Annotated in this window: 21 protein-coding genes, 6 tRNA genes and 1 riboswitch; of the genes, 14 read left to right on the forward strand and 13 right to left on the reverse strand. The window is 70.0% G+C overall.

Annotation, left to right across the window (positions count from 1 at the left end):
• Positions 1-28 precede the first annotated feature (28 nt).
• Positions 29-1,348, forward strand: a complete 1,320-nt coding sequence (locus ABT254_RS31270; RefSeq protein WP_351477328.1) for a PrsW family intramembrane metalloprotease — start codon at positions 29-31, stop codon at positions 1,346-1,348.
• A 12-nt stretch (positions 1,349-1,360) separates the two neighbouring features.
• On the opposite strand, the gene ABT254_RS31275 is transcribed toward ABT254_RS31270, so the two are convergent.
• The 6 genes from ABT254_RS31275 to ABT254_RS31300 form a co-directional block, all read right to left on the reverse strand.
• The gene (locus ABT254_RS31275; RefSeq protein ID WP_351477331.1) at positions 1,361-2,311 is read right to left on the reverse strand and encodes an aldo/keto reductase; all 951 of its coding nucleotides are present in this window, start codon (positions 2,309-2,311) and stop codon (positions 1,361-1,363) included.
• Between the two features lie 108 nt (positions 2,312-2,419).
• Entirely contained in the window at positions 2,420-3,445 is a 1,026-nt protein-coding gene (locus tag ABT254_RS31280) for a M23 family metallopeptidase (protein WP_351477334.1), read from the reverse strand.
• 11 nt (positions 3,446-3,456) lie between these two features.
• Positions 3,457-3,614, reverse strand: a riboswitch (cyclic di-AMP (ydaO/yuaA leader).
• A gap of 264 nt (positions 3,615-3,878) precedes the next feature.
• Positions 3,879-4,961: a PP2C family protein-serine/threonine phosphatase gene (locus ABT254_RS31285; RefSeq protein ID WP_351477337.1), complete on the reverse strand. Its 1,083-nt coding sequence runs from the start codon at positions 4,959-4,961 to the stop codon at positions 3,879-3,881.
• A 107-nt stretch (positions 4,962-5,068) separates the two neighbouring features.
• Positions 5,069-5,142, reverse strand: a tRNA-Met gene (locus ABT254_RS31290).
• A gap of 109 nt (positions 5,143-5,251) precedes the next feature.
• Positions 5,252-6,373: an alginate lyase family protein gene (locus tag ABT254_RS31295; protein WP_351477741.1), complete on the reverse strand. Its 1,122-nt coding sequence runs from the start codon at positions 6,371-6,373 to the stop codon at positions 5,252-5,254.
• A gap of 341 nt (positions 6,374-6,714) precedes the next feature.
• Positions 6,715-7,845 (reverse strand): dihydrofolate reductase family protein, encoded by a 1,131-nt coding sequence (locus ABT254_RS31300; RefSeq protein ID WP_351477340.1) that lies wholly within the window; start codon positions 7,843-7,845, stop codon positions 6,715-6,717.
• A gap of 93 nt (positions 7,846-7,938) precedes the next feature.
• Here ABT254_RS31300 and ABT254_RS31305 point away from each other — a divergent pair, with 93 nt between their 5' ends.
• The 4 genes from ABT254_RS31305 (at position 7,939) to ABT254_RS31320 (ending at position 10,472) form a co-directional block, all read left to right on the forward strand.
• A complete protein-coding gene (locus ABT254_RS31305; RefSeq protein WP_351477343.1) occupies positions 7,939-8,454 on the forward strand; it encodes a MarR family winged helix-turn-helix transcriptional regulator in 516 nt (171 codons plus the stop codon).
• Between the two features lie 134 nt (positions 8,455-8,588).
• Complete coding sequence (locus tag ABT254_RS31310; protein WP_351477346.1) at positions 8,589-9,221, forward strand: GTP cyclohydrolase II; 633 nt, start codon at positions 8,589-8,591, stop codon at positions 9,219-9,221.
• Between the two features lie 471 nt (positions 9,222-9,692).
• Positions 9,693-10,085, forward strand: coding sequence for a TSCPD domain-containing protein (locus ABT254_RS31315; RefSeq protein ID WP_351477349.1), 393 nt, complete (start codon positions 9,693-9,695; stop codon positions 10,083-10,085).
• Between the two features lie 126 nt (positions 10,086-10,211).
• On the forward strand, positions 10,212-10,472 hold the full coding sequence (locus tag ABT254_RS31320) for a hypothetical protein (RefSeq protein ID WP_351477351.1): 261 nt from the start codon (positions 10,212-10,214) through the stop codon (positions 10,470-10,472).
• Positions 10,473-10,563: 91 nt separating this feature from the next.
• Here ABT254_RS31320 and ABT254_RS31325 read toward each other — a convergent pair whose 3' ends face one another.
• The 6 genes from ABT254_RS31325 to ABT254_RS31350 form a co-directional block, all read right to left on the reverse strand.
• Entirely contained in the window at positions 10,564-10,830 is a 267-nt protein-coding gene (locus ABT254_RS31325) for a hypothetical protein (RefSeq protein ID WP_351477354.1), read from the reverse strand.
• A gap of 397 nt (positions 10,831-11,227) precedes the next feature.
• A tRNA-Lys gene (locus tag ABT254_RS31330) sits at positions 11,228-11,300 on the reverse strand.
• 100 nt (positions 11,301-11,400) lie between these two features.
• Positions 11,401-12,984 (reverse strand): amino acid permease, encoded by a 1,584-nt coding sequence (locus ABT254_RS31335; RefSeq protein WP_351477357.1) that lies wholly within the window; start codon positions 12,982-12,984, stop codon positions 11,401-11,403.
• A gap of 336 nt (positions 12,985-13,320) precedes the next feature.
• Positions 13,321-15,447, reverse strand: a complete 2,127-nt coding sequence (locus tag ABT254_RS31340) for a DEAD/DEAH box helicase (protein WP_351477360.1) — start codon at positions 15,445-15,447, stop codon at positions 13,321-13,323.
• A gap of 217 nt (positions 15,448-15,664) precedes the next feature.
• Positions 15,665-16,183: a hypothetical protein gene (locus tag ABT254_RS31345; protein WP_351477363.1), complete on the reverse strand. Its 519-nt coding sequence runs from the start codon at positions 16,181-16,183 to the stop codon at positions 15,665-15,667.
• Between the two features lie 76 nt (positions 16,184-16,259).
• On the reverse strand, positions 16,260-16,610 hold the full coding sequence (locus tag ABT254_RS31350; protein WP_013002436.1) for a metallopeptidase family protein: 351 nt from the start codon (positions 16,608-16,610) through the stop codon (positions 16,260-16,262).
• Positions 16,611-16,695: 85 nt separating this feature from the next.
• Between ABT254_RS31350 and ABT254_RS31355 the strand changes: the two genes are divergently transcribed.
• From ABT254_RS31355 to ABT254_RS31395, 9 genes are all read left to right on the forward strand, one after another.
• Positions 16,696-18,267, forward strand: coding sequence for a metallophosphoesterase family protein (locus tag ABT254_RS31355; RefSeq protein ID WP_351477366.1), 1,572 nt, complete (start codon positions 16,696-16,698; stop codon positions 18,265-18,267).
• An 80-nt stretch (positions 18,268-18,347) separates the two neighbouring features.
• Positions 18,348-18,420, forward strand: a tRNA-Glu gene (locus tag ABT254_RS31360).
• A 41-nt stretch (positions 18,421-18,461) separates the two neighbouring features.
• A tRNA-Asp gene (locus ABT254_RS31365) sits at positions 18,462-18,536 on the forward strand.
• A 24-nt stretch (positions 18,537-18,560) separates the two neighbouring features.
• Positions 18,561-18,634: transfer RNA gene (locus tag ABT254_RS31370), tRNA-Phe, on the forward strand.
• Positions 18,635-18,705: 71 nt separating this feature from the next.
• Positions 18,706-20,334: a hypothetical protein gene (locus ABT254_RS31375; RefSeq protein ID WP_351477369.1), complete on the forward strand. Its 1,629-nt coding sequence runs from the start codon at positions 18,706-18,708 to the stop codon at positions 20,332-20,334.
• Positions 20,335-20,376: 42 nt separating this feature from the next.
• The gene (locus ABT254_RS31380; RefSeq protein WP_351477372.1) at positions 20,377-20,709 is read left to right on the forward strand and encodes a hypothetical protein; all 333 of its coding nucleotides are present in this window, start codon (positions 20,377-20,379) and stop codon (positions 20,707-20,709) included.
• A 58-nt stretch (positions 20,710-20,767) separates the two neighbouring features.
• Entirely contained in the window at positions 20,768-24,802 is a 4,035-nt protein-coding gene (gene hrpA / locus ABT254_RS31385) for an ATP-dependent RNA helicase HrpA (protein WP_351477375.1), read from the forward strand.
• A gap of 94 nt (positions 24,803-24,896) precedes the next feature.
• Positions 24,897-24,971 (forward strand) — tRNA-Asp (locus ABT254_RS31390).
• A gap of 325 nt (positions 24,972-25,296) precedes the next feature.
• Positions 25,297-25,485, forward strand: coding sequence for a DUF6274 family protein (locus ABT254_RS31395; protein ID WP_351477378.1), 189 nt, complete (start codon positions 25,297-25,299; stop codon positions 25,483-25,485).
• A gap of 492 nt (positions 25,486-25,977) precedes the next feature.
• Here the strand turns inward: ABT254_RS31395 and bldC are convergent, their stop codons facing one another.
• Complete coding sequence (gene bldC, locus ABT254_RS31400) at positions 25,978-26,184, reverse strand: developmental transcriptional regulator BldC (RefSeq protein WP_003949541.1); 207 nt, start codon at positions 26,182-26,184, stop codon at positions 25,978-25,980.
• Positions 26,185-26,485: the final 301 nt, after the last annotated feature.

Below are 26,485 nucleotides of genomic sequence, written 5' to 3' on the forward strand. Positions count from 1 at the left end.
GGCGCCCTCCCTCGTTAGGGTCAATGCCGTGGCCACCTTTCCCCCGTACCCGACGCATCCGCCACACCCCGGCGGCCCGGCCGGCGGTGCGCTCGGGCACGCTCACTGGTGGCAGCGCAGAGCGGTCCGCTACGGCGCGCTCATCACCCTGCTCGCGCTCTCCGGGCTCGTCATCCTCGCCCTGGTGCGCGAACAGACCGGCACCGAAGGGTTCCTGGTGGGGCTCGGGCTGGCCGTGCTGCCCGTGCCGCTTCTCATAGCCGCGTTCCGCTGGCTGGACCGCGTCGCCCCCGGCCCCTGGCGCAACCTGCTGTTCGCCTTCGCCTGGGGGGCCTGTGCGGCGGCGCTGATAGCGATCGTCGCCAACAGCTTCGCCACGAAGTGGATAGCGACGGCGACCGCCGACCCGTCCAGCGCGGACACCCTCGGCGCGACCGTCATAGCGCCCATAGTCGAGGAGTCCTCGAAGGCGGCCGCCGTGCTGCTCGTCTTCCTGTTCCGCAGACGGGACTTCACCGGGATCGTCGACGGGGTGGTGATAGCCGGGGTCACCGCCACCGGCTTCGCGTTCACCGAGAACATCCTCTACCTGGGCACCGCCTTCGGCACCGACCAGCTCAACGGCGACCGCGGCATCGCCTCCGTCACCGCGGCGACGTTCTTCGTGCGCATCATCATGTCCCCGTTCGCGCACCCGCTGTTCACCGTGCTCACCGGCATCGGCTTCGGCATCGCCGCGCTCTCCGCGGAGCGCCAGCACCTGCGGCGGGTCCTCGTCCCGCTCTTCGGCCTGCTGCTCGCGATGAGCATGCACGCGATCTGGAACGGCTCCTCGGACTTCGGCGAGTACGGCTTCTTCGCGGTGTACGCGGCCTTCATGGTCCCCGCGTTCGGCCTGCTGACCTGGCTGGTGATCTGGACCCGCCAGCGCGAACTGCGCACCGTGCGAGAGGAACTGCCCGCCTACGCCGTCGCGGGCTGGCTCACCCCCGCCGAGCCCTATGCCCTCGGTTCGATGCGGGCACGCCGGCTGGCCCGCGAACACGCCGCCCGCCACCTCGGCAAGCCCGCCGCACGCGAGGTCGCCCAGTACGAGGCGTACGCGACCTCCCTGGCCTTCTTGCGGCACCGGGGGCGCCGTGGCCGCGCCGGTGCCGACTTCGTCGTCAGGGAACGCGAGTTGCTGTACGAGCTGTGGCGGCGCCGGGAGGTGGCCCGCCCGGCGCTGGACCACGCGGCACGGATGACGGCGCCCCCGGTGCCGGTGGCGGCGCCGCCCTGGCCGGTGTACGGGGCGTACGGGTACCCGGCGGTGCCGAATCCCGCGTACAACCCGTACCGGTCGTAGGACCCGAGGCGGTCAGGCCGACGCTTCCGTCAGGCGGGCGACCTCGGTGTCGGTGAGCGTCAGTTCGCCCACCGCGAGCAGCGCCGGGAGCTGCTCCACCGTCCGCGCGGAGGCGATCGGGGCGGCGACCGTCGGCTGGGCCGCGAGCCAGGCCAGGGCGACCGTGGCGACCGGGGCGTCATGGGCCTGGGCGATCTCGTCGAGGGCGGTCAGGACCCGCTGCCCCCGCTCGGACTCCAGGTGCTTGGCCGCGCCGCCCGCCCGCGGGCTGTCGACCGTCGCGCCGGGCCGGTACTTGCCGGTGAGGAAGCCGGAGGCGAGGGAGAAGTACGGGACGGCGGCCAGACCGTAGCGCGCGGCCACTTCCTGCAGCTCGCCCTCGTACGTGTCGCGGGAGACCAGGTTGTAGTGCGGCTGCAGGGCCACGTACTTGGCAAGGCCCTCGCGGTCGGAGAACTCCAGGGAGGCGCGGAGCCGGTCGGGCGAGATGTTGGACGCGGCGATGTGCCGGACCTTGCCCGCCTTCACCAGCTCGTCGAGCGCGCCGATGATCTCCTCGACCGGCACCTCGGGCTTGTCGAAGTGGGTGTAGTAGAGGTCGATGTAGTCGGTGTCGAGGCGCCGCAGGGACGCCTCGGCCGCGGCCTTGATGTTCGCGGCGGACAGGCCCTGGAACTCTGGGTGCTGGCTGACCTTGGTCGCGATGACCACGTCGTCGCGGTTGCCGCGCGCCCTGACCCACTTGCCGATGATCGTCTCGGACTCGCCGCCCTGGTTGCCGTCGACCCACGACGAATAGGAGTCGGCGGTGTCGACGAAGTTGCCGCCGGCGGCCGTGTACGCGTCGAGCACGTCGAAGGAGGTGGCCTCGTCGGCGGTCCAGCCGAAGACGTTGCCGCCGAGGGAGAGCGGGAAGACCTCGAGGCCGGAGGAGCCCAGCTTGCGCAGAGAAGGAGAAGTCATGGTCTACGTCAACGCCCGCCCAGGAGGCCGCTCTTCCGCAGTGGGCGCAAAGATCCCGTAAACAAGCGGACTACGGCACTCCGGGTACGGACGGAGAGCGTACGGGTGTCAGGGGTTGAGGCCCTTGCTGCGCAGCCACGTCATCGGGTCGATGCCGGTGGCATTGCCGTCGAGGTGGACCTCGAGGTGCAGGTGCGGGCCGGTCACGTTGCCGGTGGCGCCGATGCGGCCGATGACGTCACCCGTGCTGACCTTCTGGCCGACGCTGACGCTGATCGACGACTGGTGGCAGAACCAGAGCTCGGTGCCGTCGTCGAGGGTGAGGATCGTGCGGTAGCCGTACGAGCCCGCCCAGCCGGCCTGTGTGATGGTGCCGGAGTGGATGGCCTTGATGAGCGTGCCCGTGGGCGCGGCGAAGTCGAGGCCCGTGTGGTAGCCGGAGGACCACATGGAGCCGGCCTGACCGAAGGTGCCGGTGATCGTGTACGACACGACCGGCAGCTTGAACTGCTTGGCCAGCTCGGCGAGCTTCGCGGCCTCGGCGGCCTTCTTGGCGTCCGCCTCCGCCTTCTCCTTCGCGGCGGCGGCCTTGGCCGCGGCCTCCTTCTCGGCCTCGGCGGCGGCTTCGTCGATCTGCTTGGCGAGGGCCGCCTCGGTGGCCGCCTGGCTCTTGCTGTCGATCTGGACCTGCTGCGACTCGGCCTGCGCCATGATCCGGTCGCGCAGTGCCTCACCGGCGCCCTTGGCACCCTGTGCGCTGCCCTCGGAGGTGGTGGCGACATCGCTGAGCGCGGTCGCGGAGCCCTTGGGGGCGTCGGAGCCGCCGTCGAAGACATGGCCCACGGAGGCGAGATCGGGCATGGAGATCGACACCGGCGGCTTGCCGGTGTTGGCGCTGGCCATGCCGCCCGCGCCGACGGCGGCTATGACGCCGACGCCCAGGACCGTGGAGCTGCGGGCGAGTCCCCCGCCGCGCTGCTTGGCGACGCGGTGCCGGCCGCGTACCGGGGCGATGGAGTCCTCGGTGGGATTCCACTCCTCCCAGGGGCCCTCGTCGGTGCGTCGGACGGCGAAGCCGAAGGGCTCGGTGCTCGGCACGAACGGGGCTTGCGGGGCAGGCGGGTTGGACGCCACGTGGGCGTGCTCCTTTCCTTCCTTCTCGCCTACCGGGTTAGCTGACGGGTTCGGAGCAGGAAGGTCTCCTACGCGCGTATACCTGCCGTGCTGCCACGGCTGTATCAGCGCGATTCACCCCAGGGTGGTGGTTCCCCGGTTCCCTTGCGGGATTCGGCGCGTGCGCACGGAGCCGCCTCTTGTGACGGCTGGGACGACCGCGCTGCGTTATCGAACGTTAATAGACCCGGGGTGCCGATTCCAAGGTGTTCCGCTTGATCATTAACCTTTCCGACCTGGACGTACGGCGCATGAACGGCGAAAAACGGGCGAGTTGACCGCGCCTCAGGAATCCCACGGACATTGACGGTTTGTCAGTTGTTATGCGGAGGGGGTTCGCCCGATCACACCCGGTCACAACCGGCCGCACCTCGTCGCGCCCGGCCGCACCTGCTCAGGGGCGCCTTACGGCGAGCAGCGCCATGTCGTCCGTCATGGCCTCATCGGCATGCCTGCGCACCTCCCGCGCGAGGGTGACGAGCAGCGCGGCGGGGTCGTGGAAGACCCGGCCGGCGAGTCGTTCCGCCGGATCGAAGAACACCCCGTGCTCGTCCCGCGCCTCCGACAGTCCGTCGGTGTACAGCAGCAGCGTGGCCCCGCTGCCGAACGCCGTCTCCTCCGCGCGGTCGGGCCGGCTCCCGAGCCCGCCCATGCCGAGCGGCAGAGCGGGCTCGCGGGCGTGCAGGGTGCGCACGGTGCCGTCGGGGCACAGCAGCAGCGGGGGCGGGTGGCCGCGGGTGACGATGCGTACGACGCCCTCGCCGTGCGGGAGTTCGGCGAGCACGGCGGTCGTGAACCCCTCGAACAGCTCGATCCCCGCGCGCCGCGCGGCCTCCCGCTCCAGCGCCCGGTCCAGCCGCTGCGCGACCGCCTCCAGCGTGGCCTCCTGCTCGGCGGCCTCCCGGAAGGCCCCGATGACGACGGCCACAGCGGCCACCGCCCCCATCCCCTTTCCGCGTACGTCGCCCACGACCAGCCGTACGCCGTGCGGGCTGTCCTGCACGGCGTACAGGTCGCCGCCGATGGACGCGTCCGCCTGCGCGGCCTCGTACCGTGCCGCGATCGCGAACCCTCCGATCCGCTCGGCGGGCTCGGGCAGCACGGCGCGCTGGGCGGCCTCGGCGATCTCGCGCTGCGAGGCGAGCTCCTCGCTGCTGCGGCGGACGAGGAGGTTGATGAGGACGGCCAGCACCGAGACCGTCGCCACGGTGGCCAGCTCGGTCACCGCCTCGACCTGGAGGAGGATGCCCACCTCGGCGTGGATCGCGGTGACGACCAGGACGGTCGCGCCGCCGGTGAGGACGGTGCCCCGGCGCGAGTACAGCGGGGCGGCGACCAGGGGGGCCGCCGTGAAGAGGGGGCCCGCCGTGAACCGCGACGGGGTGAGGTAGTCGTAGCAGGCCCCGCCGACGATCAGCAGTGCCGGGAGCAGCCGCACGAAGGTGCGTGCGTATGAGATCGGCCCCTCGTGCTCCACCGCTCCAGGTTTCCCGGGACGGCGGCGCGGGGCGAGCCGGATGGCCCGACCGGGGGAAACACTCAGGGCCGGAGTCCAGTGACTGGACTCCGGCCCTGAGCCTTGAGTAGCGGGGACAGGATTTGAACCTGCGACCTCTGGGTTATGAGCCCAGCGAGCTACCGAGCTGCTCCACCCCGCGTCGTTGTGTAACCAGCATACGCCATCCGCGGGGCTGTCTGCGCCAGGGTTTGCGTCCGCCCCCGCTCACCTGGGTTTTCCGGTGTCCGTAAGGGCCCGCGGGGCCCGCGTCAGGCGGCCGGGTTGTCCGCGTGGGTGAGCGTCTCCCAGGAGACGAAGAGGTCGTCGGTGCCGGCCGGGCGGGTCTGCGCGACCAGCTTGTGGGCGGCCGGGACGGGGGTGCCGAGCCGGTTCTCCAGGTGGTTGAGGACGACCTCCAGGTCGGGGCCCATGTTCCCGACGACCCTGCCGCCGCACAGCCACCGCGGGGGCTTCTCCCCCATCTCGTAGCGGGCGTGGAAGTCGAGGGCCGCCTTCAGCCGGTCCTTGACGTCGCCGTACAGGTCGACGCCCTGGTGCCAGGCGGTCTCGGCGATGTGCGCGGTGGCGGCGAGGGAGTAGCCGACGTGCTTGAAGTTGCGGCAGGTCTCCTGTGCGATCCCGTCCTCGAACTTCGTCTCCTTGAACCAGTACGTCTCCAGCTTCTGCACGGTGTTGGCGTCGGAGCCGGCCGGGGTGAGCGGGATCTTGCCGTCCTTGCGCAGGTAGAAGTAGTCGGGCACCAGGCCCCGGAAGCGTTTGACGGCGGCGTCGAAGGTCTTGTGGTCGTCGGTGAAGACGGCGATCCCGATGGCGGCGTCGGTCATCGCGAGGTCCCAGTTGCCGTTGTAGTCGGGAAGGTCCCTGGTGACCTCGGGGAGGTAGGCGGTGCGCAGCATGGCCGCGAACCGCCGTACCCGGTCGGCGGGCCAGCCGGCGCCCGGTGCGTACCGGATGATCTCCGCGGCCCGCGCCCAGGTCGACCCGGCCCAGGAGGACTGCAGCTGGGCGTCCTGCGCCGTGTGCCGCTTCAGCTGCGCCGACCAGGCGTCCATGATCTCCCGGGCCTTGGCGGCGTGCTCACGCTGACCGGTGACGCTGTACAGGAGGGCCTGCGTGTAGGCGGCGATGGCGTCCTGCCGCTCCTCCAGACAGCCCTTCGCGCCCTTGCCGCCCCAGGGACAGTTGACGATCGCGGTCGGCTGGGCCGTGTACTTGTACGAGCCGTACTTGCTGTCCCGCATGTCGAGGAACGCCTGCAGCCAGGGCTGCTTGCCCGCGATGACGTTCTTGCGTACGACGTCCAGCTGGGCCTGGCTGACGAGGACACCGGGGTGGGTGAACGGTGCGCCCGGGGGCAGCGCCCTCGCCATGGTGCGGGTGCCCGGGTCGGTGCCGCAGGAGGCGACGAGCGCCGTCAGCAGGAGGACGAGGAGAACTGCCGCCGCACGTCTGGGAACTGACCTCACTGGCTCTACCTCCGCGATCGCCTCCGGCCGGTACGGTCAGCGTCGCCGTTCGCGGAGTTGGGCGCAGGATCTGTTGGGCCGATCGGCCGGTGCGGGGGGTGTGGTGGGCGGTGCTGGGGGCTGCGCCCGCAGACTCCCCTTCGGCCTGAACGGCCTCGTCCTCAAACGCCGGACGGGCTGAGAGATGCCGACCGGCGCTGAAAGATCACCCCCCAAGTCACCCCCACCGAGTCACTCCCCTCAAGTCACCCCAGCAAATGCTCGTTCGGCGCCTTTGCCCGCCCCGCGTACTCCTCCAGCACGACCACCTCGACCCCGCGCCCCGCCAGCAGCCCGCTCCCGTCCGCCCCCGCGACGAACGTGTCCGGCTCGCGCCAGGCCGTGACCACCCGCCGTACCCCCGCGTCGAGGATCAGTCGTGCGCAGGGCTTGGGGCGGGAGGCGCGATGGGCGCAGGGTTCCAGGCTGCTGTACACCGTCGCCGTGGCCAGCCTCGGGTCGGCCGGGTCCAGTTTGGCCAGGGCCGCCTCCTCGGCGTGGACGACCGGGTCGTCGCCCTCGCGGGAGTGACCGCGGGCGAGTTCCGTGCCGTCGGCGGCGACGATCACCGCGCCGACGCTGAAGGCGGTGCGCGAGGGCGGGCACTCGGCCGCGAGGTCGCAGGCGAGGGCCAGCCAGTGGTGGTCGGCGGCGGTGGGGAGCGGGCCGGTGCCGGGGGCCGTGGGCTCGTAGCGCATGAGGACCACGTCCTCGATACGGCGGGTTTCCGTGAGGCGCAGGCGGCCGGGCTGGTAGGCGCCGGGGCCGAAGAGACGGGGGGCGTCCGGGTCGCCCACGAAGACGGGGGCCAGGACCAGCTGGAGTTCGTCGGCGAGGCCCTGCTGGAGGAGCTGGGTGTGGATCGTGCCGCCGCCCTCGACCATCAGGCGCCGCACGCCGCGTACCTCGTGCAGATGCTCCAGGAGGCGGCGCCAGTCGAGGTCGGGGCCGAGCGGGACGAGGTCGGCGGCGATACCGAGGGCGCGGGCGCGCTCGGCGCCCTTGTCGGTCGTGAAGACGAGCTTTTCGCCGCCCGTGTGCCAGAAATGGGCGTCGGGGTCCAGGTCGCCGGAGCCGCTGACCGTGACCTTGAGCGGGTACTCCGGCTGTCCGGCCGCCACGCGGGCGGCGCGGCGCTCGGGCGAGTTGACCAGCAGACGCGGGTTGTCGGCGCGGATCGTGCCGGCGCCGACGAGGATCGCGTCGACGGAGGCACGGACCTCGTCCACGCGGTCGAAGTCCGCCGGGCTGGAGAGCAGGAGGCGCTCGGGGCCGGTGTCGTCGAGGTAGCCGTCGAGGGAGACGGCGGCGGACAGCAGGACGTACGGGTACGGCATCGGATGCGCTCACTCTCGGCGGCGGTCAGGCTGGGACGACGGGCTGCGATCTGGACGCTTGGTTAAAGTTTGAAACAAACCTACACTGGTGGCATGACGACTCGCTGGCTCACGGAGAAGGAGCAGCGCGCCTGGCGCGCGTACATCGCGGCGACGCACCTCCTGGAGGACGCCATCGACCGGCAGCTCCAGCAGGACGCCGGCATGCCGCATCTGTACTACTCCATCCTGGCCAACCTCTCCGAGGCGCCGGACGGCAGGCTGCGCATGACCGATCTCGCCGAGCGGGCGAAGATCACACGCAGCCGGCTGACGTATGCCGTGACCCGGCTGGAGAAGGACGGTCTGATCCGGCGCGAGGACTGCCAGTGGGACAAGCGCAGCAGCTTCGCCATGCTGACCGCCGAGGGAATGGCCGTTCTGGAGCGGACGGCGCCCGGGCATGTGGAGACCGTGCGTTCGCTGCTCTTCGACCAGCTGACCCCGCAGCAGGTCGAGCAGCTGGAGGAGATCTTCTCGGGAGTGGTGCAGGCACTGGAGCGGGAGGAGGAGCGCCCGACCTCGGATGAGGTTCCCTGGCGCCGCCGCTCCTCCGGACCGTGTTCCTGAGGGGTTCCTGAGGCAGCCCGGAAACCCGGGGCATCCCGAAAAGCTGTTGCTTCAAATTTAAAGCATGGGGTAGGGTTCCCCACCATGCAGCTGCTTCAAAACTGAAGCAGATATGGACGACCCCGGAGACCCGCATGCCCGACTTCCCCGCCGCCACCCCGCGCGCCCGCGTCCGGGTGCCGCTGCGCTTCCAGGACGGCTACAGCGTCGACGCCGAACTGGTCACCTTCCACGGCCTGACCGACGGCCAGGAGCACGTGGCCGTTGTCCTGGGCGACCCGGCTCCCGGTACAACGCCTCTGGTCCGCCTGCATTCCGAGTGCCTGACCGGCGACGTGTTCGGCTCGGCCCGCTGCGACTGCGGTCCGCAGCTGCGGGAGGCGGTGGAGCGGATCGCGGACCGCGGCGGTGCGCTGCTCTACCTGCGCCAGGAGGGGCGCGGCATCGGCCTGTACAACAAGCTGGACGCCTACGCCCTCCAGGACCAGGGCCTCGACACGTACGAGGCGAACGCGGCCCTGGGGCTGCCCGAGGACGACCGCGACTACACGGCGGCCGCGCAGATGCTGGGGGCCCTGGGCATCGACAGCCTGGACCTGCTGTCCAACAACCCCGACAAGGCGGCCCAGCTCCGCGACCTGGGCGTCGACGTCCGCGACCGCGTGCCCACGGGGGTCTTCACCACTGCCCACAACGTCCGCTACCTGCGTGCGAAGGTCCTCCAGACCCAGCACACGCTGCCGCTCGCGGAGCTGAGCGCGGGCTGACCCGGGCCGGGTGGGGCCGATGACCGCAAGGTGCCGGGCAGCCGCTGTTCACCCCACGCACGGGCCTTCCCCATGCAGCCGCGCCAAGCGCCCCACCCGCACGGCGCGGCGCAGCGGACTACACCATCCGCGCCGGTCAGACGAGGGCGAACTCCCGGGCGCAGACGGCACCTGGCAACGCCGACTCGCCCGCCCCACCCACAGCAACTCGGCCCCCGGCGAGCCCGCGCGCAGTCGGGCCGCTGGGACCACACAGGTGCGCAGACCGGACCTCGGCCCAACTTACTGCGGGCCGCCCCCTCTTCCGGCGTGCCACAACCGTTTCTCCGCCCTCCCACCCCTATCTTCAACCCCAACATGTTGTGGCCGAAGGCGAGTTGGTGCCCACAGATTGTGTACAAGGGCGCAACCCTGCGGAATTGAGCCACGCATGTCCGGGACAGCGCGGATCGACGACGAGTGAGGGCGTTCATGACTGAGCGATTCTGGGACGGTACGACACGGGCGGCCGGCGAGACGCGGGCGGCGGCCCGGCCCGCCGTACCGCGCCCCGCGAGGCGTATGCGGTCGACGACCCGGTCATTCAGCGTCGGCGAGGGCAAGGGATACCTCACCGTCGCGCACGCCCCCGACGGCCGCGTGGCCGGGGTGACGGTGCGCATGGCCAAGCAGGGCTCCACGCTCGCGGGCATGATGGACGCCTTCTCCTCGACCGTCACCCGGGGCCTGCAGCACGGCGTCCCGCTCGACATCCTCGTGGCGGACTACGTCGGGACCCGTTTCGAACCCTCCGGCCTCACCAACGACCCGGACATCAAGCAGGCCGGCTCCGTCATGGACTACGTCGGCCGCCGCCGCGGCTGAGGATCGCACGAAAAACGACACGGCGCGCGGACAACCGCAAGATCCCAAATGACTACTATCAGTGCATATATTGTCACAATACGTAGCCAGCCAGGGCGTCGCGCCCGGGTAAGAAAGGGTCTAACCATGCGCAAGTTCCAGCGCGTTGCCGTCGTAGCCGCAGCGATCGCGGGCCTGTCCGCCTTCGGCGCCGGCGTCAGCTTCGCCCACGACCACGGCCACGACGACGACGAGGGCGTCACCGCGGTGGCCAACTCCCAGTCCAACGCCGTGGCCTACGACGACGACAGCCGCAGCGGGCGCCACGGCAGCCCGGACGCGGCCCCCGCTTTCACGACGGGGAGTGACTTCAGCCTCGGGAACGTCACTCCGCCGGCGTCCAAGTAACGAACCCCCGCCCAGCAGGCCACGGTGAACGGCCACGGCCTGCTGGGCGCTCACCCAGCAGGCCGTTCATCCGGCAGCAGCCGTCCGCGACTTACTTGCCGAAGGCGTTGCTGCAGCCCATGTCCGAGCCCTCGGAGGTGCTCTGCGCCCCCGTGTTGCCCTCGCCGTTGAGCGCGTTGCCCAACAGGCCGTTGATGAGGCCGACCTCACCGAGGACGCTGATGTTCAGGTCGTGCGACCTGCAGGTGGTGCTCTGCTGGACACCGACGCCACCGTCGGCGTGGGCGCCGCCGGCGCTCAGAAGCCCGACAGTCCCGAGGGCGGCGACCAGGACGGCGGCCTTGCGAAGCTTGTGCATGTCATCTCCGGTGGAGCGAAGTGGATGCGACCTGTGACAGATCAACTCCTTGTTGCAACCGGAGATTAGTGGTAAATACCCCAAAACGGACGGCAGCGCGCCAGGTGTCGTGATCTCGCATGTGTTCTCGCGGCGAAAACCCCGCGGCCGGCGTCACACGCCCCGGGAGTCGCCCGCCGTCGGATGTCCGCCGAGGAGCGCCGAGCCGAACCGGTCAGCGTCCGAAGTGCTGAACCCACGGCGACTTCGGTAGCCGGACACCGTCCGCACACCGACGAAAGTCAGCGTCGGCCCGCCCGCTCACGCTGCCCCGAAAACGAGTCAGCGCCCGAGCCGGCCGAAGCCGGCCCGAGCGCTGTATGGCAGGTCGGAGGGCGTATCCCCCGACCAACACCGGTAGGCCCTGTGGGACTCGAACCCACAACCAATGGATTAAAAGTCCACTGCTCTGCCAATTGAGCTAAGGGCCCCTGGCGATGTTGCCTCCCCGAGCATAGCCGGACACGGCCGCGTCTCCGATCGGGTATCGGGGACACGGCCGTGTCCGGAGGCGAAGATCCAGCCGGAGTGTCAGGGATCGACCTTTTCGGGGGCTCCCGCGGAAGCGTCCCCGGAGGCCGCCACGCGGGCAGCCTCCCTGGCCCGCGTGCGTTCGTGGCCCGGGTTGAGGAACCAGTGGCGGGCCGAGGCGCCCCACCACGCCGCCGCGAAGCCGAGGACGACCAGGACCGCGACCGGGGCGTAGTTGAAGCTCTCCCAGGTGACCGGTGAGACCTGGGGCAGCATGAAGAGGACCGTGATCACGCCCACCCACACCACCGAGACGATGCCGATCGGACGCGACCAGCGGCCCAGGTGCCACGGCCCCCGCGCGAAGTCGTCGCCCTTGCGCACCCGCAGCAGCGTCGGGATGACGTACGCGATGTACAGGCCGATGACGGCGATCGACGTCACCGCCGCGTACGCCGTCACATTGATCAGATACGGCAGGCCGAGGAGCAGCGCCCCGACCGCCGCCAGCCACACCGCCGCCACGGGCGTCCTGGTCCGCGGGCTCACCGTGTGCCACACGCGCGAGAAGGGCAACGCGCCGTCGCGTGAAAAGGCGTAGATCATGCGGCTGTTGGCCGTCACCGAGGCCATCCCGCAGAACAGCTGCGCGCCGATGACGACCAGGAGCAGCAGCTTGCCCGCCGTGGCGCCCAGGGCGTCCAGCAGAATCTGGGCCGGCGGCGCGCCGGTGGGCGAGGCGAGCTCCTTGTCGTAGGACTGGATGGCGAAGGTGAAGCCGAGCAGCAGCACGAAGCCGGCTATCCAGGACGTCCAGATGGACTGGACGATGCCCTTTGGGCCGGCCGTCGACGCGTCGTGCGTCTCCTCCGTCATATGGGCGGAGGCGTCGTAGCCGGTGAAGGTGTACTGCGCCATCAGCAGGCCGAGGAGCACCACGTACACCCCGCTGCCCCAGCCCGTGTTGTTCACGAACTTCGTGAACACGAAGGACGCCGACTGGTGGTGGTCCGGCACGAAGGCCAGCGCGCCGACGATGACGCCGACGCCGAGCACGTGCCACCACACGCTGATGTCGTTGAGAAGCGCGACGATCTTCACGCCGAAGGTGTTCAGGAGACCGTGCAGCAGCAGGATCGCCGCGAAGAGCAGGACGGTACGGCCCGGTGTGACCTTGAAGTCGAACTGCAGGTTCAGATACGCGCCCAGGAAGGACGCGGCGCCGAAGTCGATGCCCGCGGTCACGGCCACCTGGCCCAGCACGTTGAACCAGCCCGTGAACCACGCCCAGGCGGCGGCCGAACGCGGGGGCGCCAGGCGGTGGGCCCAGAAGTACAGGCCCGCCGAGGTCGGGTACGCCGAACAGATCTCGGCCATCGACAGGCCGACGAACAAGGTCATCAGGCCTACGGCGACCCAGCCCCAGGTGATCACCGAGGGGCCGCCCGTGTTCATGCCGAACAGATAGAGGGTGAGACAGCCGGAGAGGACCGAGATGATCGTGAAGGAGACCGCGTAGTTGGAGAACGCCGACATGCGGCGGGCAAGGACCTGCGTGTAGCCGAGCTGGGCAAGCCGTTCTTCGTCGGACAACCCCGAGTCGGAGGGTCCCGACTTCCCGCTCGCTATGGCGTCATCTGTCATGCCCCCAGCGATTCCCTCGCCAGAGGCGTGACATGCATCACAGCATGGCCAAAAAATGCCCCTGCCGGCCTGCCCGACGCCATCGATCCGCAGCCGCCCGCCGCAGGAACCATTGCCCGTGCGGCCGTTGCGGCGAAGGCGCACCGCGGTGTCCCGCACGACCAGCCCGTTCTTCCCGTCACCGGCGCTCCCGCCGACGCCGGCGGCCGTCTCGTACGCCGCTTCCCGGACGCCGTAGACCTTTGCGCGGACCTCCGGCGTCCGGCACATCCGACGGAACATGCGAAGGGCCCGTACGACCGAAGTCGTACGGGCCCTCGCTCAGTTCACCCGGCGTCAGCCGTTGCGCTTCCAGCGCGGCTTGTCCTCGCGGCGGCCGAAGGAGGAGCTGCCGCCGGTGCCGCGGTGGTCGTCACGGCGGCCGTAGGGGCGCTCGTGGCCGCCGGAGCGGAAGCCCGGGCGGTCGCCCTGACGGTCCCGGTTGAAGGGACGGTCGCTGCCGCGGTGCCCACCGCGCTCGTCACGGCGCTCGAAGGAACGGCCGGCCGGACGGTCGTCGCGACGGAACCCGCCACGGTCGTTGTCACGGCGCTCGAACCCACGGCCACCACGGTCGTCACGACGCTCGAAGGAACGCCCACCACGGTCGTCCCGACGGTCGTCACGGCGGAAACCGCCACGGTCGTTGTCACGACGCTCGAACCCACGGCCACCACGGTCGTCACGACGCTCGAAGGTACGGCCGCCACGGTCGTCCCGACGGTCGTCACGGCGGAAGCCGCCACGGTCGTTGTCACGACGCTCGAACCCACGGTCACGGTCGCGGTTGAACCCGCCCCGGTCGCCCCGGTCGTTGTCCCGGCGCTCGAAGGAACGGCCACCGCGGTCGTCACGGCGGTCGTCACGGCGGAAGCCGCCACGGTCGTTGTCACGACGCTCACGACGCTCGTACGACGACGGCGCCTGCGCCCGGTCGACGTCCTGCGCGGCGGGCTGCTCGGGCACCGACACCTCGGCCGCCTCGACGGCGGCCTCGGCCACCGCCGCCTGCGCCTCGGCCACCGCGGCCTCCGGGTCCTCGCCGCGCTCGCGGGCGACCCGGGCGACCAGGCGGTCGGCCTCCTCGCGCAGCTCGGCCGCGCGGCGCTGCGCCCGCTCCAGCTGCTTGGTGAGGTGCGCGACCTCACGCTCGGCCTGCTGCGCCGCGTTGCCCGCGGACTCGGCCTGGACCTCGGTCATCGAGCGGGCGCCGGTGATCTCGGCGACCTCGGGCTCGAAGGCCGTACCGGAGTTGATGATGTGACGGCCGGCGTCGACGCCCGCGTCCTCCATGAGCCGGAAGATCTGCCGGCGCTGGTGCGGGAGGGAGAGGGAGACGACGGTGCCGGTGCGGCCGGCGCGAGCGGTACGGCCCGCGCGGTGCAGGTAGTCCTTGTGGTCACCGGCGGGGTCGACGTTCAGGACCAGGTCGATGCCGTCGACGTGGATGCCGCGGGCGGCGACGTCGGTGGCGACGAGCGCGTTGACGTAGCCGTCCTTGAAGTCGGCCAGCGTGCGGGTGCGCGCGCCCTGGGTCATGCCGCCGTGCAGCGCGTCGGCCTTCACCCCGGCCTCGCGCAGCTGCTCGGCGATGCGGTCGGCGCCCAGCTGGGTGCGGACGAAGATGATGGTGCGGCCCTTGCGGGAGGCGATGGCCGCGGTGACCGGCGCCTTGTCCTTGGGCTTCACGATCAGGATGTGGTGGGACATCGTCGTGACGTTGCCCTGGGCGCTGTCGACCTCGTGCGAGACCGGGTCGACCAGGTAGCGCTTGACCAGGGTGGAGATCTCGTTCTCCATGGTCGCGGAGAACAGCATCCGCTGGCCGCCGGCCGGGACCTGGTCGAGCAGCTCGGTGACCTCGGGCAGGAAGCCCAGGTCGGACATCTGGTCGGCCTCGTCGAGGACGGCGACCTCGACGTTCTCCAGGGAACAGGCGCCGCGGTTGATGATGTCGCGCAGTCGGCCCGGGGTGGCGACGAGGATGTCGACGCCGCGCTCGAGGGCGTAGATCTGGTTGCCCATCGACGTACCGCCGCAGACGACCTTCATCTTCAGGCCGACGACGTCGCCGTAGGGCTGGAGGGCGTCCGCGACCTGCATCGCGAGCTCACGGGTCGGGGTGAGGATGACCGCGCGGGGCTTGTGCTTCTCGGTGCGGCCGCCGGCGAGACGCGCCAGGGTCGGCAGACCGAAGGAGAGGGTCTTGCCGGAGCCGGTGCGGCCACGGCCGAGGATGTCCTTGCCGGCCAGGGCGTCCGGGATGGTCGCGGCCTGGATCGGGAAGGGGGTGGTCACACCGTTCTGCGCCAGCTTGCGCACGACGCCCTCGGGGAGACCGAGGTCCGCGAAGGTGACCTCGGGAGCATCTTCGGTGCCCTCGTTCTCGGGCACGACGATGTGATCAGTACTGGAAATGGACATGCGTAAGCGAAACCTTCCGGAGTCTCGTCGGCACGCGCCCGTCAACTCCGTGATTTCGCAATACGACCGCCTCAATGCGGTCAGCCACGGCAAGGGAGAGAACGCGCCACGCGGCGCTCTCTGCAATGGCGCCGGGCAATGGGATCAAACGATCTACCACCATACGCACCCTGCACACCCCAAGGCAAACCAAGTCACCGAGACGCTCGTCACGTCCCTACGCGGGCGACCCCGCCGTCGGCGCCGGCTCCCGCTCCGCCAGCTGCGGCGAGGTCTCCTCGTGCGCCGACGAGGACGGCTCGGCGACCGTCGGCTCCGGCGAGGCGGGGGTCGGCTGCTCGGTCGGCGTCGGCTGCGGCTCGGCCGTGTGCGTCGGAGTCGGCGAGGCGACCGTCGGCGCGGGGACCCCGGGCTTCTCGCTCTTGCCGGGCTTGCCCGCCGGAGGGGCGGACCGGCCGTCCCCCGCGGACGGCGAGGCCGAGGGGGAGGCCGACTCCCCGTCCTTCCCCTTCTCCCGCTTGCCGCCCTTGTGCTTGCCGTCGGCGACGCCCGCACCGACGCCCCTGCCGGACAGGCCCGACCCGCCGTCGGGCGCCTCACCGCCCCGCTGCCCGGCGGAGTGCGACGGCTTGGCGCTGCCGCCTCCCCCGTCCTCCCCCACGCTCATGCAGCCGGCGGCAGCGGCGACGGCCATGACCGTGGCAGCCAGACGGACGGGTACGTACAAGCGGCGCACGGGAAGCCACCTCCGAGGCGGGGGAAGGAGTCAACCTGCCCAACTCCCGCCGCCCACAAGAGGACACGCGCCCCGCTCACCCGTATCCCAGGGCATGCAACCGGGCGTCGTCGATCCCGAAGTGGTGCGCGATCTCGTGCACCACGGTCACCTCGGTCTCCGCGACGACGTCCTCCCGCGACGCGCACATCCTGAGCGTCGGCCCCCGGTAAATGGTGATGCGGTCCGGCAGTACCCCGGCGTACCACTCACCCCGGTCCGTCAGCGGAGTCCCCTCGTAGAGCCCGAGCAGCTCGGGATCGTCCGCCGGCGGCTCGTCCTCCACGAACACCGCGACGTTGTCCATCAGCCGCGTCAGCTCCGGCGGGATCCGGTCGAGCGCCTCGGCGACCAGTTCCTCGAACTCCTCGCGCGTCATCTCCAGCACAGGCCCATTGTCGGCCACGTCCCGTCCGTACGAGAGTCATGAACCCGCTCGCATATCCATGCCCGCACTTGGGCATACGGGACCAATGGCCCGCGTCCCCGCCATCGCCGCCACCGTCCTGAACCGGGTACGCAAGTCCCCGCGCACCCTCGCCCGCCACTACCGCGCACGCCGTCCCCACCCGACCCTCGAACTGGTCCGGCAGCCGCACCCCTGGCCCCGCGCCCTGGGTCTGGCAGCCGTGGTCCTGCTCGGCGCCTGGCTGGGGCTGCTGATCGTCGGAAACGTCCGGGTCCCGGTCGGCCCCATGGACACGACGATGACCCTGCGCCCCTCCCTCAGCGGCGGCACGAAGATCAACATCTCGCCGCTCGGCGCCCTGCACCTGAACAGCCACCACGCACCACTGCGCCTGGACGTGAACGTCGACCAACTCGACCCGGTCCGCGCCCAGGCCCTGGTGGACCATCCCGAACGCCTGACCGGCCTCCAGGACGAGGTCGCCCACGACGTCGAGCACGGCACCCTCGACCTGGCCCTGCGCTCCTGCGTCGCCGTCGTCTCGGGAGCCACGGCCCTGGGCCTCGCGGTCTACCGCCGCCCCCGCCGCGCCCTCGCCGCCGGCGGCACGGCCCTGGCCCTCCTGATGGCCTGCGGAGCCTCGGTGTACGCGACCTGGAACCCCGAGTCCGTCCTCGAACCGAAGTACTCGGGCCTCCTCTCCTCCGCGCCCTCGCTGGTCGGCAACGCCCGCAACATCGTCACCGAATTCGACGTCTACCAGAAGGAGTTGGCCCGCCTGGTGACCAATGTGACGAAGCTCTACGACGTCACGTCCACGCTCCCCGCCTACCAGCCGGACCCGACCACCGTCCGCGTGCTGCACGTCTCGGACATCCACCTCAACCCCGCGAGCTGGAAGATCATCGCGTCGCTGGTGGACCAGTACAAGGTCGACGTGATCGTCGACACGGGCGACACGATGGACCACGGCTCGGCGGCGGAGAACGGCTTCCTCGACCCGATCGCCGACCTGGGAGCGCCGTACGTCTGGGTCCGCGGCAACCACGACTCGGACATCACGCAGCGCTATCTGGAGCGCATGAAGAACGTGCACGTACTGGACGGCGGACGGGCGGAGACGGTCGGGGGCCTGCGCTTCGCGGGCATGGGCGATCCGCAGTTCACCCCCGACCGCTCGAAGGTCCTCGGAGCCGCCCAGTCGGAGGAACTGGCCGGCGACCGCCTGGCGACCGCCCTGAGCGACCAGAAGAGCGCGGGGACCCCCGTCGACGTGGCCATGGTCCATGAGCCGTCGGCGGCCCGCGAGGTCGACGGCGAGGTGCCGCTGGTCCTGTGCGGCCACCTCCACCACGAGGGCGACGAGATCCTCCCGCGCGGCACCCGGCTGCGCATGGAGGGCTCGACGGGCGGCAGCGGCCTGCGCGCCCTGGAGCACAAGTACCCGGCCCCCATCGAGGCCTCGATCCTCTACTTCGACCGCGACACCCGCCGCCTCCAGGCCTGGGACTCCATCAAGCTGGGCGGTCTGGGCGAGACGACGGCGGAGGTCACCCGCCACCTGTCCCAGGAGAACAAACCGGGAGCCGCCCCTTCCACTCCCGCCCCTTCAGCACCCTCCGGCTCCACCCCGTAAACCGTTTTGGCGATACCTCCCGCCATCCCATATGCTTCTCACGTCCCCGACGCGCTGAGAAGCGCCCAGGCGGGCCGATAGCCCTCATCGTCTAGCGGCCTAGGACGCCGCCCTTTCAAGGCGGTAGCACGGGTTCGAATCCCGTTGGGGGCACGCAAAACCGTGTGCGACACTGGTGGTCGCCCACACAGCTTGGTCCTGTGGAGCAGTTTGGAGTGCTCGCCACCCTGTCAAGGTGGAGGCCGCGGGTTCAAATCCCGTCAGGACCGCTGAGGTTTCCTCGGAGACCTCGTGGCTGGGTAGCTCAGTTGGTACGAGCGATCGCCTGAAAAGCGATAGGTCGCCGGTTCGACCCCGGCCCCAGCCACAAGCACGAAACCCCCCTACCGGACATCCGGAGGGGGGTTTCGTCGTCCACAGGGGACCTGAGGGGGGTTCTTGAGACACATCGCCAGAGGGCTGGTCACGGTCGGTGCCGTGCTGGTCGGCACCCTTGCCCTGCCCGGCACCGCCCATGCCGCCGGGCCGAACGTGGAGGACGCGTACAGCGACTCGGCCGACTGGTCGGTCCTCGACGTACGCCTCAACTACAGCGGCGACATCGACAAGGTCACCGCGACGCTCCGCCCGGTCGGCGGCAGCGAGTCGGACCCGCCGGTGGCCACGATCACCGACTTCACGAAGAAGTACTACGTCAGCTCGTGGGAGGGGATCTGGGCCTCCCAGCCCATCCACCTGGACACGCTCGGCGACTACACGGTCGACGTCGAGGCCACCGACAGCAGCGGCGAGACCACCGTCCAGCAGAACGCGGGCACCCTGCACTACCAGAAGCAGCCCGTCATCACCGGCTTCGCCGTCACGCCGACCGAGCCGGACATCGAGCACCGCACGGTCACCGCCACCGGCGACATGGTCGTCCGCGACCCCAGCACCCGCGAGACCGTGCCGCTGCCCGGCGCCACCGTGGACCTCACGTTCGACGAGAACCAGGACACGACCGTCGTCACGGACGAGGCCGGCCACTTCGCCGCCTCCGACGAGACGACGTCGGGCGGCTGGACCTTCGCCCAGTACAACGGCGACCTGGGCTTCGCCACCGTCCCCTGGGTCGACGTCAGGCCGCAGGCCGCGCCGACCCGGTTCGTCCTCGACAAGAGCAGCTTCCACGTCACCGCGGGCGACAAGGTCGACGTCACCGGCACCCTCCAGTACCAGTACGGCGACGAGTGGAAGCCGCTGTCCGGCATCCCGCTGGAGATGGACTACAAGGACTGCACCACCTGCAACCCCGTCGACGCGACGACCGACGCGAACGGCCGCTTCTCCTTCGTGAAGTCCCCCTGGGGCAGCACGAGCGTCTTCGAGGTGGCCTTCCAGCCGTACCCGTACAACCCCTTCATCCAGCGCACCACGACCGCGGACGTCACCGTCGCCGTCACCGCGACGACGAAGTTCTCCGGCTTCACGGCGTCCCTGGACAAGTACGCCCAGGTGACCGTGAACGGCACCCTCGACCTGATCGGCCGCGACACCAGCGACCAGGCCAGTGTCGACATCCAGTACTCGGCCGACGGCCAGACCGGCTGGAGCACGAAGAAGACCGTCAAGACCGGCTTCGGCTCCCAGTTCACGGTCGAGAAGCTGCCGGGCTACACCGACGGCTACTGGCGCCTGCACTACGGCGGTTCCTCCACCAAGGACATCAAGGGCACCCTCAGCACCGCCCTGCGCCGCAACCGCGCCCTCACCCGGATCAAGGACGCCAACGCGTCCCCCGAGCCGGTGACCAAGGGCCGCACGATCACGGTGAAGGGCGTGCTCCAGGAGCTCAAGGTCGGCAGTACGACCTGGAAGGCGTACGGCGGCAAGAAGGTGCAGATCCTCTTCCGGCCCAAGGGCAAGACCACCTGGTACCTGATGGCCACCGTCACCACGCAGACCAACGGCTCCTTCAGCAAGGGGTTCAAGGCGACGCAGGACGGCACCTGGGTGCCCGTCTTCCTGTACCCCGACAGCAAGCACTTCGTCGGCGACGGCCGGGAGGACTACGTCGACGTGCGGTGACCGGCTTGGCACCGCGCCCCCCGGGCGCTACCTTCCGGGGCCATGGGGGACGCCGAGTTGGAGAAGAGCCGGGCCCGGTACGGGCTGCTGGCCGTGGTGATCAGCAATCTGGCCATCGCCGGGGTCGCGATCTTCGGGGTGTGGCGGCTCGGTGGGGACAGGTCGGTGATCGTCGGCGTCCTCACCGCCGCCTTCACCGCGGTGAGCAGCATGACCACCGCCTACCTGGGCATCAAGGCCGTCTCCAACACCGCGAAGTCGATCGCGCTGGGCGAGGGCGCGGCACGGCAGCAGCAGCAGCCGGCACCGGCGCCTGCGGCCACGCCCGCCGCCCCGGCCGCGCCTCCCGCTCAGCGGACCTCCGAGGCCCCCTGAGGCACCGGCCACAAATGGTTCGCCAGGGATTTCCCAGGGATGAGATCCTGGATCGCGTATGTCTACGCATCCTGCCCCCGGCACTCCGGCATCTGGCACCCCGGCGCCCGGTTCGCCGGCCCTCGGCGATCTGGCCCCCCGCCTGACCGAGCTCTCCCTGCGCGACGCGCAGCGGCTCGGGCGCAGGCTCGAAGGCGCGCGCAAGATCCGTAAGCCGGAGGCCCGTGCCGCCGTTCTCGCCGAGATCGAGGCGGAGATCGGCAAGGCCGAGGAGCGGATCGGCACCCGGCGCGCCGGCGTGCCCGCGATCACGTATCCCGCGCAGCTCCCGGTCAGCCAGAAGAAGAGCGACATCGCCGACGCGATCCGCGATCACCAGGTCGTCATCGTCGCCGGTGAGACCGGGTCCGGAAAGACCACCCAGATCCCCAAGATCTGTCTCGAGCTCGGGCGTGGCGTCAGGGGGATGATCGGGCACACCCAGCCCCGTCGTATCGCCGCCCGCACGGTCGCCGAGCGCGTGGCCGAGGAGCTGGACACGCCGCTCGGCGAGGCCGTCGGCTGGAAGGTGCGGTTCACCGACCAGGTGAACCAGGACTCGACCTTCATCAAGCTGATGACGGACGGCATCCTGCTCGCCGAGATCCAGACCGACCGCGAGCTGCGCGCCTACGACACGATCATCATCGACGAGGCCCACGAGCGGTCCCTCAACATCGACTTCCTGCTCGGGTATCTCGCGCAGCTGCTGCCGAAGCGGCCCGATCTCAAGGTCGTGATCACCTCCGCGACCATCGACCCCGAGCGCTTCTCCCGGCACTTCGGCGACGCACCGATCATCGAGGTCAGCGGGCGGACGTACCCCGTCGAGGTCCGCTACCGGCCCCTCCTCGAAGAGGACGGCGACGACTCCGACCGCGACCAGATCACCGCGATCTGCGACGCGGTCGAGGAGCTCCAGGGCGAGGGCAAGGGCGACATCCTCGTCTTCCTCTCGGGCGAGCGGGAGATCCGCGACACGGCGGACGCGCTGGTCAAGAAGAACTACCCCCGCGCCGGAGGCGCTAATGGGCAGGGCACCGAGGTCCTGCCCCTCTACGCGCGCCTCTCGCACGCCGAGCAGCACCGCGTCTTCCAGCCGCACGCGGGCCGCAGGATCGTTCTGGCCACGAACGTCGCCGAGACCTCGCTGACCGTCCCGGGCATCAAGTACGTCATCGACCCGGGCTTCGCCAGAATCAGCCGCTACAGCCACCGCACCAAGGTCCAGCGCCTGCCGATCGAGCCGATCTCGCAGGCCAGCGCCAACCAGCGCAAGGGCCGCTGCGGCCGTACCTCCGACGGCATCTGCATCCGCCTCTACTCCGAGGACGACTTCCTCGCCCGCCCGGAGTTCACGGACGCGGAGATCCTCCGTACGAACCTGGCGTCGGTCATCCTGCAGATGACCGCGGCCGGCCTCGGCGACATCGAGAAGTTCCCCTTCATCGACCCGCCGGACCACCGCAACATCCGCGACGGCGTGCAACTGCTCCAGGAGCTGCACGCGCTGGACCCGGCCGAGAAGGACGTACGCAAGCGTCTCACCCCGACCGGCCGCAGGCTCGCCCAGCTGCCCGTCGACCCGCGGCTGGCCCGTATGGTCCTGGAGGCCGACAAGAACGGCTGTGTCCGCGAGGTCATGGTCATAGCCGCCGCGCTGTCCATCCAGGACCCCCGCGAGCGCCCCGCCGACAAACAGGCCCAGGCGGACCAGCAGCACGCCCGCTTCAAGGACGAGACCAGCGACTTCCTCGCCTACCTCAACCTGTGGCGCTACATCCGCGAGCAGCAGAAGGAGCGGGGTTCGAGCTCCTTCCGCCGGATGTGCAAGCAGGAGTACCTCAACTTCCTGCGCATTCGCGAATGGCAGGACATCTACACGCAGTTGAGGACGGTCGCCAAGCAGATGGGCATCCACCTCAATGAGGAGGACGCCCCCGCCGACCGCATCCACCTATCGCTCCTCGCCGGACTCCTGTCCCACATCGGCATGAAGGACGTGAAGGACGGCGCGAAGAACGAGTATCTGGGCGCCCGCAACGCCAAGTTCGCGATCTTCCCGGGCTCGGCCCTCTTCAGGAAGCAGCCGCGGTTCGTGATGTCCGCGGAGCTGGTGGAGACGTCCCGGCTCTGGGCCCGCGTCAACGCGAGGATCGAGCCGGAGTGGGTCGAGCCGCTCGCGGAGCATTTGCTGAAGCGCACGTACAGCGAACCGCACTGGGAGAAGGACCAGGCGGCCGTGATGGCGTACGAGAAGGTCACGCTGTACGGCATCCCGATCGTCGCCCAGCGGAAGGTGAACTACGGCCGCATCGACCCCGAGGTCTCCCGCGAGCTGTTCATCCGCAACGCGCTCGTCGAGGGCGACTGGCGTACGCACCACAAGTTCTTCGCCGACAACCGCAGACTCCTCAGCGAGGTCGAGGAGCTGGAGCACCGCGCCCGGCGCCGGGACATCGTCGTCGACGACGACACGCTCTTCGACTTCTACGACCAGAAGGTGCCCGAACACGTCGTGTCCGGCGCGCACTTCGACTCCTGGTGGAAGCGGAAGCGGCAGGAGCAGCCGGAGTTCCTGGACTTCGAGCGGGAGATGCTCATCCGGGAGTCGGCGGAGGCGGTCACCAAGGCCGACTATCCCGACACGTGGCGGCAGGGGCCGCTGAAGTTCCGGGTGACGTACCAGTTCGAGCCGGGAGCCGACGCGGACGGCGTGACGGTCCATGTCCCGCTCCAGGTCCTCAACCAGGTCACGGACGAGGGCTTCGACTGGCAGATCCCGGGCCTGCGGGAGGAACTCGTCACCGAGCTGATCCGCTCGCTCCCGAAGCCGATCCGCCGCAACTACGTGCCGGCACCGAACTTCGCGAAGCGCTTCCTGGATACGGCGTCGTCCCCGGAGGGGCGCAATCAAGCACAGTCGTTGCAGGAGCCTTTGACGGTGACGATGGCGCGCGAGCTGAAGCGCATGGTCGGAGTGCCCTTCGAGGCGTCGGACTTCGACTGGTCGAAGGTCCCGGACCATCTGCGCATCACGTTCCGCATCGTCGACGAGCGGCGGCGCAAGCTGGCCGAGGACAAGGACCTGGAGGCACTGCGGCTCCGGCTGAAGCCGAAGGCCCGCAAGGCCCTCTCCCAGGCCGCCGCGGCCACCGCCTCGCGCGAGGGAGGCCCGTCCCTGGAGCGCAAGGGCCTGACGGACTGGACGATCGGCTCGCTGACCCGCGTCTTCGAGACGCGCCGGGCGGGCCAGCCGGTGAAGGCGTATCCGGCGCTGGTGGACGACGGCGACACGGTCTCGGTCCGCCTCTTCGACACGGAGGCGGAACAGGCGGAGGCGATGTGGAAGGGCACGCGCAGGCTGATCCTGCGCAACATCCCGGTCAACCCCGCCAAATTCGCGAGCGACCGCCTGACGAACGCCCAGAAGCTCGCCCTGTCCGCGAACCCGCACGGCTCGATCCAGGCCCTGTTCGACGACTGCGCGATGGCGGCGGCGGACAAGCTGATCGGGGACTTCGGGGGCCCGGCCTGGGACGAGGAGTCGTACCGGAAGCTGTACGACAAGGTGCGCGCGGAGATCGTGGACTCGACGGTCCGTACGGTGGGGCAGGTGCAGCAGGTACTGGCCGCCTGGCAGGCCTGTGAGCGCCGTCTGAAGTCCGTACGCAGCCCTGCGCTGCTCCCGAACCTCCAGGACGTCCGGGGGCAGTTGGACGGCCTTGTGAAGCCCGGCTTCGTGACGGAGACGGGGCTTCGCCGCCTGCCCGACCTGATGCGCTACCTGGTCGCCGCGGACCGCCGCCTCCAGCAGATGCCCACGGGTGTCCAGCGGGACACGACGCGCATGGAGAAGGTCCACGAGATGCAGGACGAGTACGCGTGGCTCCTGGAGCAGCTGCCCCAGGGCCGCCCGGTTCCCTCCTCGGTGCTGGACATCCGCTGGATGATCGAGGAGCTCCGGGTCAGCTATTTCGCCCATGCGCTGGGGACGGCGTACCCGGTCTCCGACAAGCGGATCGTGAAGGCGATCGACGCGGCCGTCCCGTAACCGGCCGCGCACAGTGGGTGAGTTCGACCAGCGGGCTCACCCTCCTGTACAGTCTCTTCTCGCAGCGCAACGCACGAATGGCGCCGCGAAACCTGGTCCTGTGGAGCAGTTTGGAGTGCTCGCCACCCTGTCAAGGTGGAGGCCGCGGGTTCAAATCCCGTCAGGACCGCAGTGAAGTGAGAAGGCCCGCACCGAACAAGGTGCGGGCCTTCTTCGTGCCCGAACCCATCCACCACTCGTCACCCTGCCAGGCGGAGGCCGCGCCCGCGCCGCCAATCAGCCCGTCCGGCGTTTGAGGACGAGGCCGTTCAGGCCGAAGCGGGGGGCTGGGGGCGGCAGCCCCCAGGGACGGCCACCGCGGCGCCGTGCGCTGTCACACCGGCGAGGCCCCGTCACGCTGCACCGGCGCAGCCCCACGCTGTCTTGACGGCGTCACATTCCGTCGGTACCCAGAAGACAGGGCCGTTCCCCGTTCGGCCCCGTGGAGGTGGCGTATGGCGGCGTCGGTCAGGCACGAGACACGGGCCCTGCTCCGTGCGCATCTGTCGGCCGCTTCCTCGTACGGCCATCTGACCCGCCACTGCCCCATTTGCCACCACCTGCTGCGGCTGGCGATGGACTCACCGAGGGCCGGCGAGGTCCCGGACGAGGTCGTCGAGGAGGAAAGTGCCGCCGGCGCATGACGGCCGGCGGCCCAACGCCCGCCCCGCCATGGGAATCTGGACCGCCCGCCTCCACTAGCGCACGGACGCAGAGGGCAACAAGGACCGCGGCGTGTGACGGGTGTCACCGCATGAGTTTCTGAAAGCGCGGTACTTACACCTCGCCTACAAGTGGTCAATTTTATATGTGCAATTGCACCACTCGGGGACTCCTCCGCGAGGCTGCCGCAGGGCCCCGGCCGCGCGGGCCCCACAGGCGGTCCGACACCCTTCCCCAGACTCCGACAAGGCCGATCACAGCGCCTCGGGCCAGACAGGCCCCGCGCACAAAAAAGATCGCGCTGGACCCGGCGGAGTCCAGCGCGATCAACGACGCACCCTGTTACTTGCTTGGAAAGCTCTGAAGAGCGTGGGCGTGGAGCCTGTTGGGGCAGACCCCGCGTCGCTTGGAGCCAAGAGTTCGGGCGCCGCGGCAAGTGGGGGACCTGCCGGTTTGCCCTGTTATGCAGTTGTTCAGGCCTCGCTGCGCTGCTGCGGGATGCCCGCGAGCAGTGCACGGACCTCCGCCTCGCGGTAGCGGCGGTGCCCGCCGAGCGTACGGATCGAAGTGAGCTTTCCGGCCTTCGCCCACCGCGTGACCGTCTTGGGGTCGACGCGGAACATCGTGGCGACCTCAGCCGGGGTCAGCAGCGGCTCGGCATCAGGGGTGCGAGCGGTCATGAGCGGCCTCCTCGGGAGAACCGAACCTTCTCGGTTCTTTCCTCTAAATTCTGCACCTTGACCCGCGTTGCCCGAAATGGTGGACGCGAGTCGAGTCGGTTATAGGACGAACGGCTTGTCCTCGGCACTACAACTACACCATCTGTCCAGCCGCGTCGGCCAAACCGATGGAATTGCCCCTCCAGGTGTTCATCAGCGACGGAAGCCGATGGACCATGCCATAGCGGACAGTCACGTCACTGTGACGATCAGTCACAGGACAATCAGGAGCCACGAGACCCCCCAAAGCGTGCAATGCTGA

Source organism: Streptomyces sp. NPDC001137 (assembly GCF_040298885.1).
In the GTDB taxonomy this organism is placed as follows: domain Bacteria; phylum Actinomycetota; class Actinomycetes; order Streptomycetales; family Streptomycetaceae; genus Streptomyces.

Coding starts and splice junctions, on each gene's coding strand:
- ABT254_RS31340 (WP_351477360.1), bottom strand. CDS start 15,447: ATGTCCATTTCCAGTACTGATCACATCGTCGTGCCCGAGAACGAGGGC.
- ABT254_RS31395 (WP_351477378.1), top strand. CDS start 25,297: ATGGCGGCGTCGGTCAGGCACGAGACACGGGCCCTGCTCCGTGCGCAT.
- ABT254_RS31320 (WP_351477351.1), top strand. CDS start 10,212: ATGCGCAAGTTCCAGCGCGTTGCCGTCGTAGCCGCAGCGATCGCGGGC.
- ABT254_RS31335 (WP_351477357.1), bottom strand. CDS start 12,984: ATGACAGATGACGCCATAGCGAGCGGGAAGTCGGGACCCTCCGACTCG.
- ABT254_RS31305 (WP_351477343.1), top strand. CDS start 7,939: ATGACGACTCGCTGGCTCACGGAGAAGGAGCAGCGCGCCTGGCGCGCG.
- hrpA (WP_351477375.1), top strand. CDS start 20,768: ATGTCTACGCATCCTGCCCCCGGCACTCCGGCATCTGGCACCCCGGCG.
- ABT254_RS31325 (WP_351477354.1), bottom strand. CDS start 10,830: ATGCACAAGCTTCGCAAGGCCGCCGTCCTGGTCGCCGCCCTCGGGACT.
- bldC (WP_003949541.1), bottom strand. CDS start 26,184: ATGACCGCTCGCACCCCTGATGCCGAGCCGCTGCTGACCCCGGCTGAG.
- ABT254_RS31380 (WP_351477372.1), top strand. CDS start 20,377: ATGGGGGACGCCGAGTTGGAGAAGAGCCGGGCCCGGTACGGGCTGCTG.
- ABT254_RS31310 (WP_351477346.1), top strand. CDS start 8,589: ATGCCCGACTTCCCCGCCGCCACCCCGCGCGCCCGCGTCCGGGTGCCG.
- ABT254_RS31355 (WP_351477366.1), top strand. CDS start 16,696: ATGGCCCGCGTCCCCGCCATCGCCGCCACCGTCCTGAACCGGGTACGC.
- ABT254_RS31300 (WP_351477340.1), bottom strand. CDS start 7,845: ATGCCGTACCCGTACGTCCTGCTGTCCGCCGCCGTCTCCCTCGACGGC.
- ABT254_RS31275 (WP_351477331.1), bottom strand. CDS start 2,311: ATGACTTCTCCTTCTCTGCGCAAGCTGGGCTCCTCCGGCCTCGAGGTC.
- ABT254_RS31315 (WP_351477349.1), top strand. CDS start 9,693: ATGACTGAGCGATTCTGGGACGGTACGACACGGGCGGCCGGCGAGACG.
- ABT254_RS31295 (WP_351477741.1), bottom strand. CDS start 6,373: ATGGCGAGGGCGCTGCCCCCGGGCGCACCGTTCACCCACCCCGGTGTC.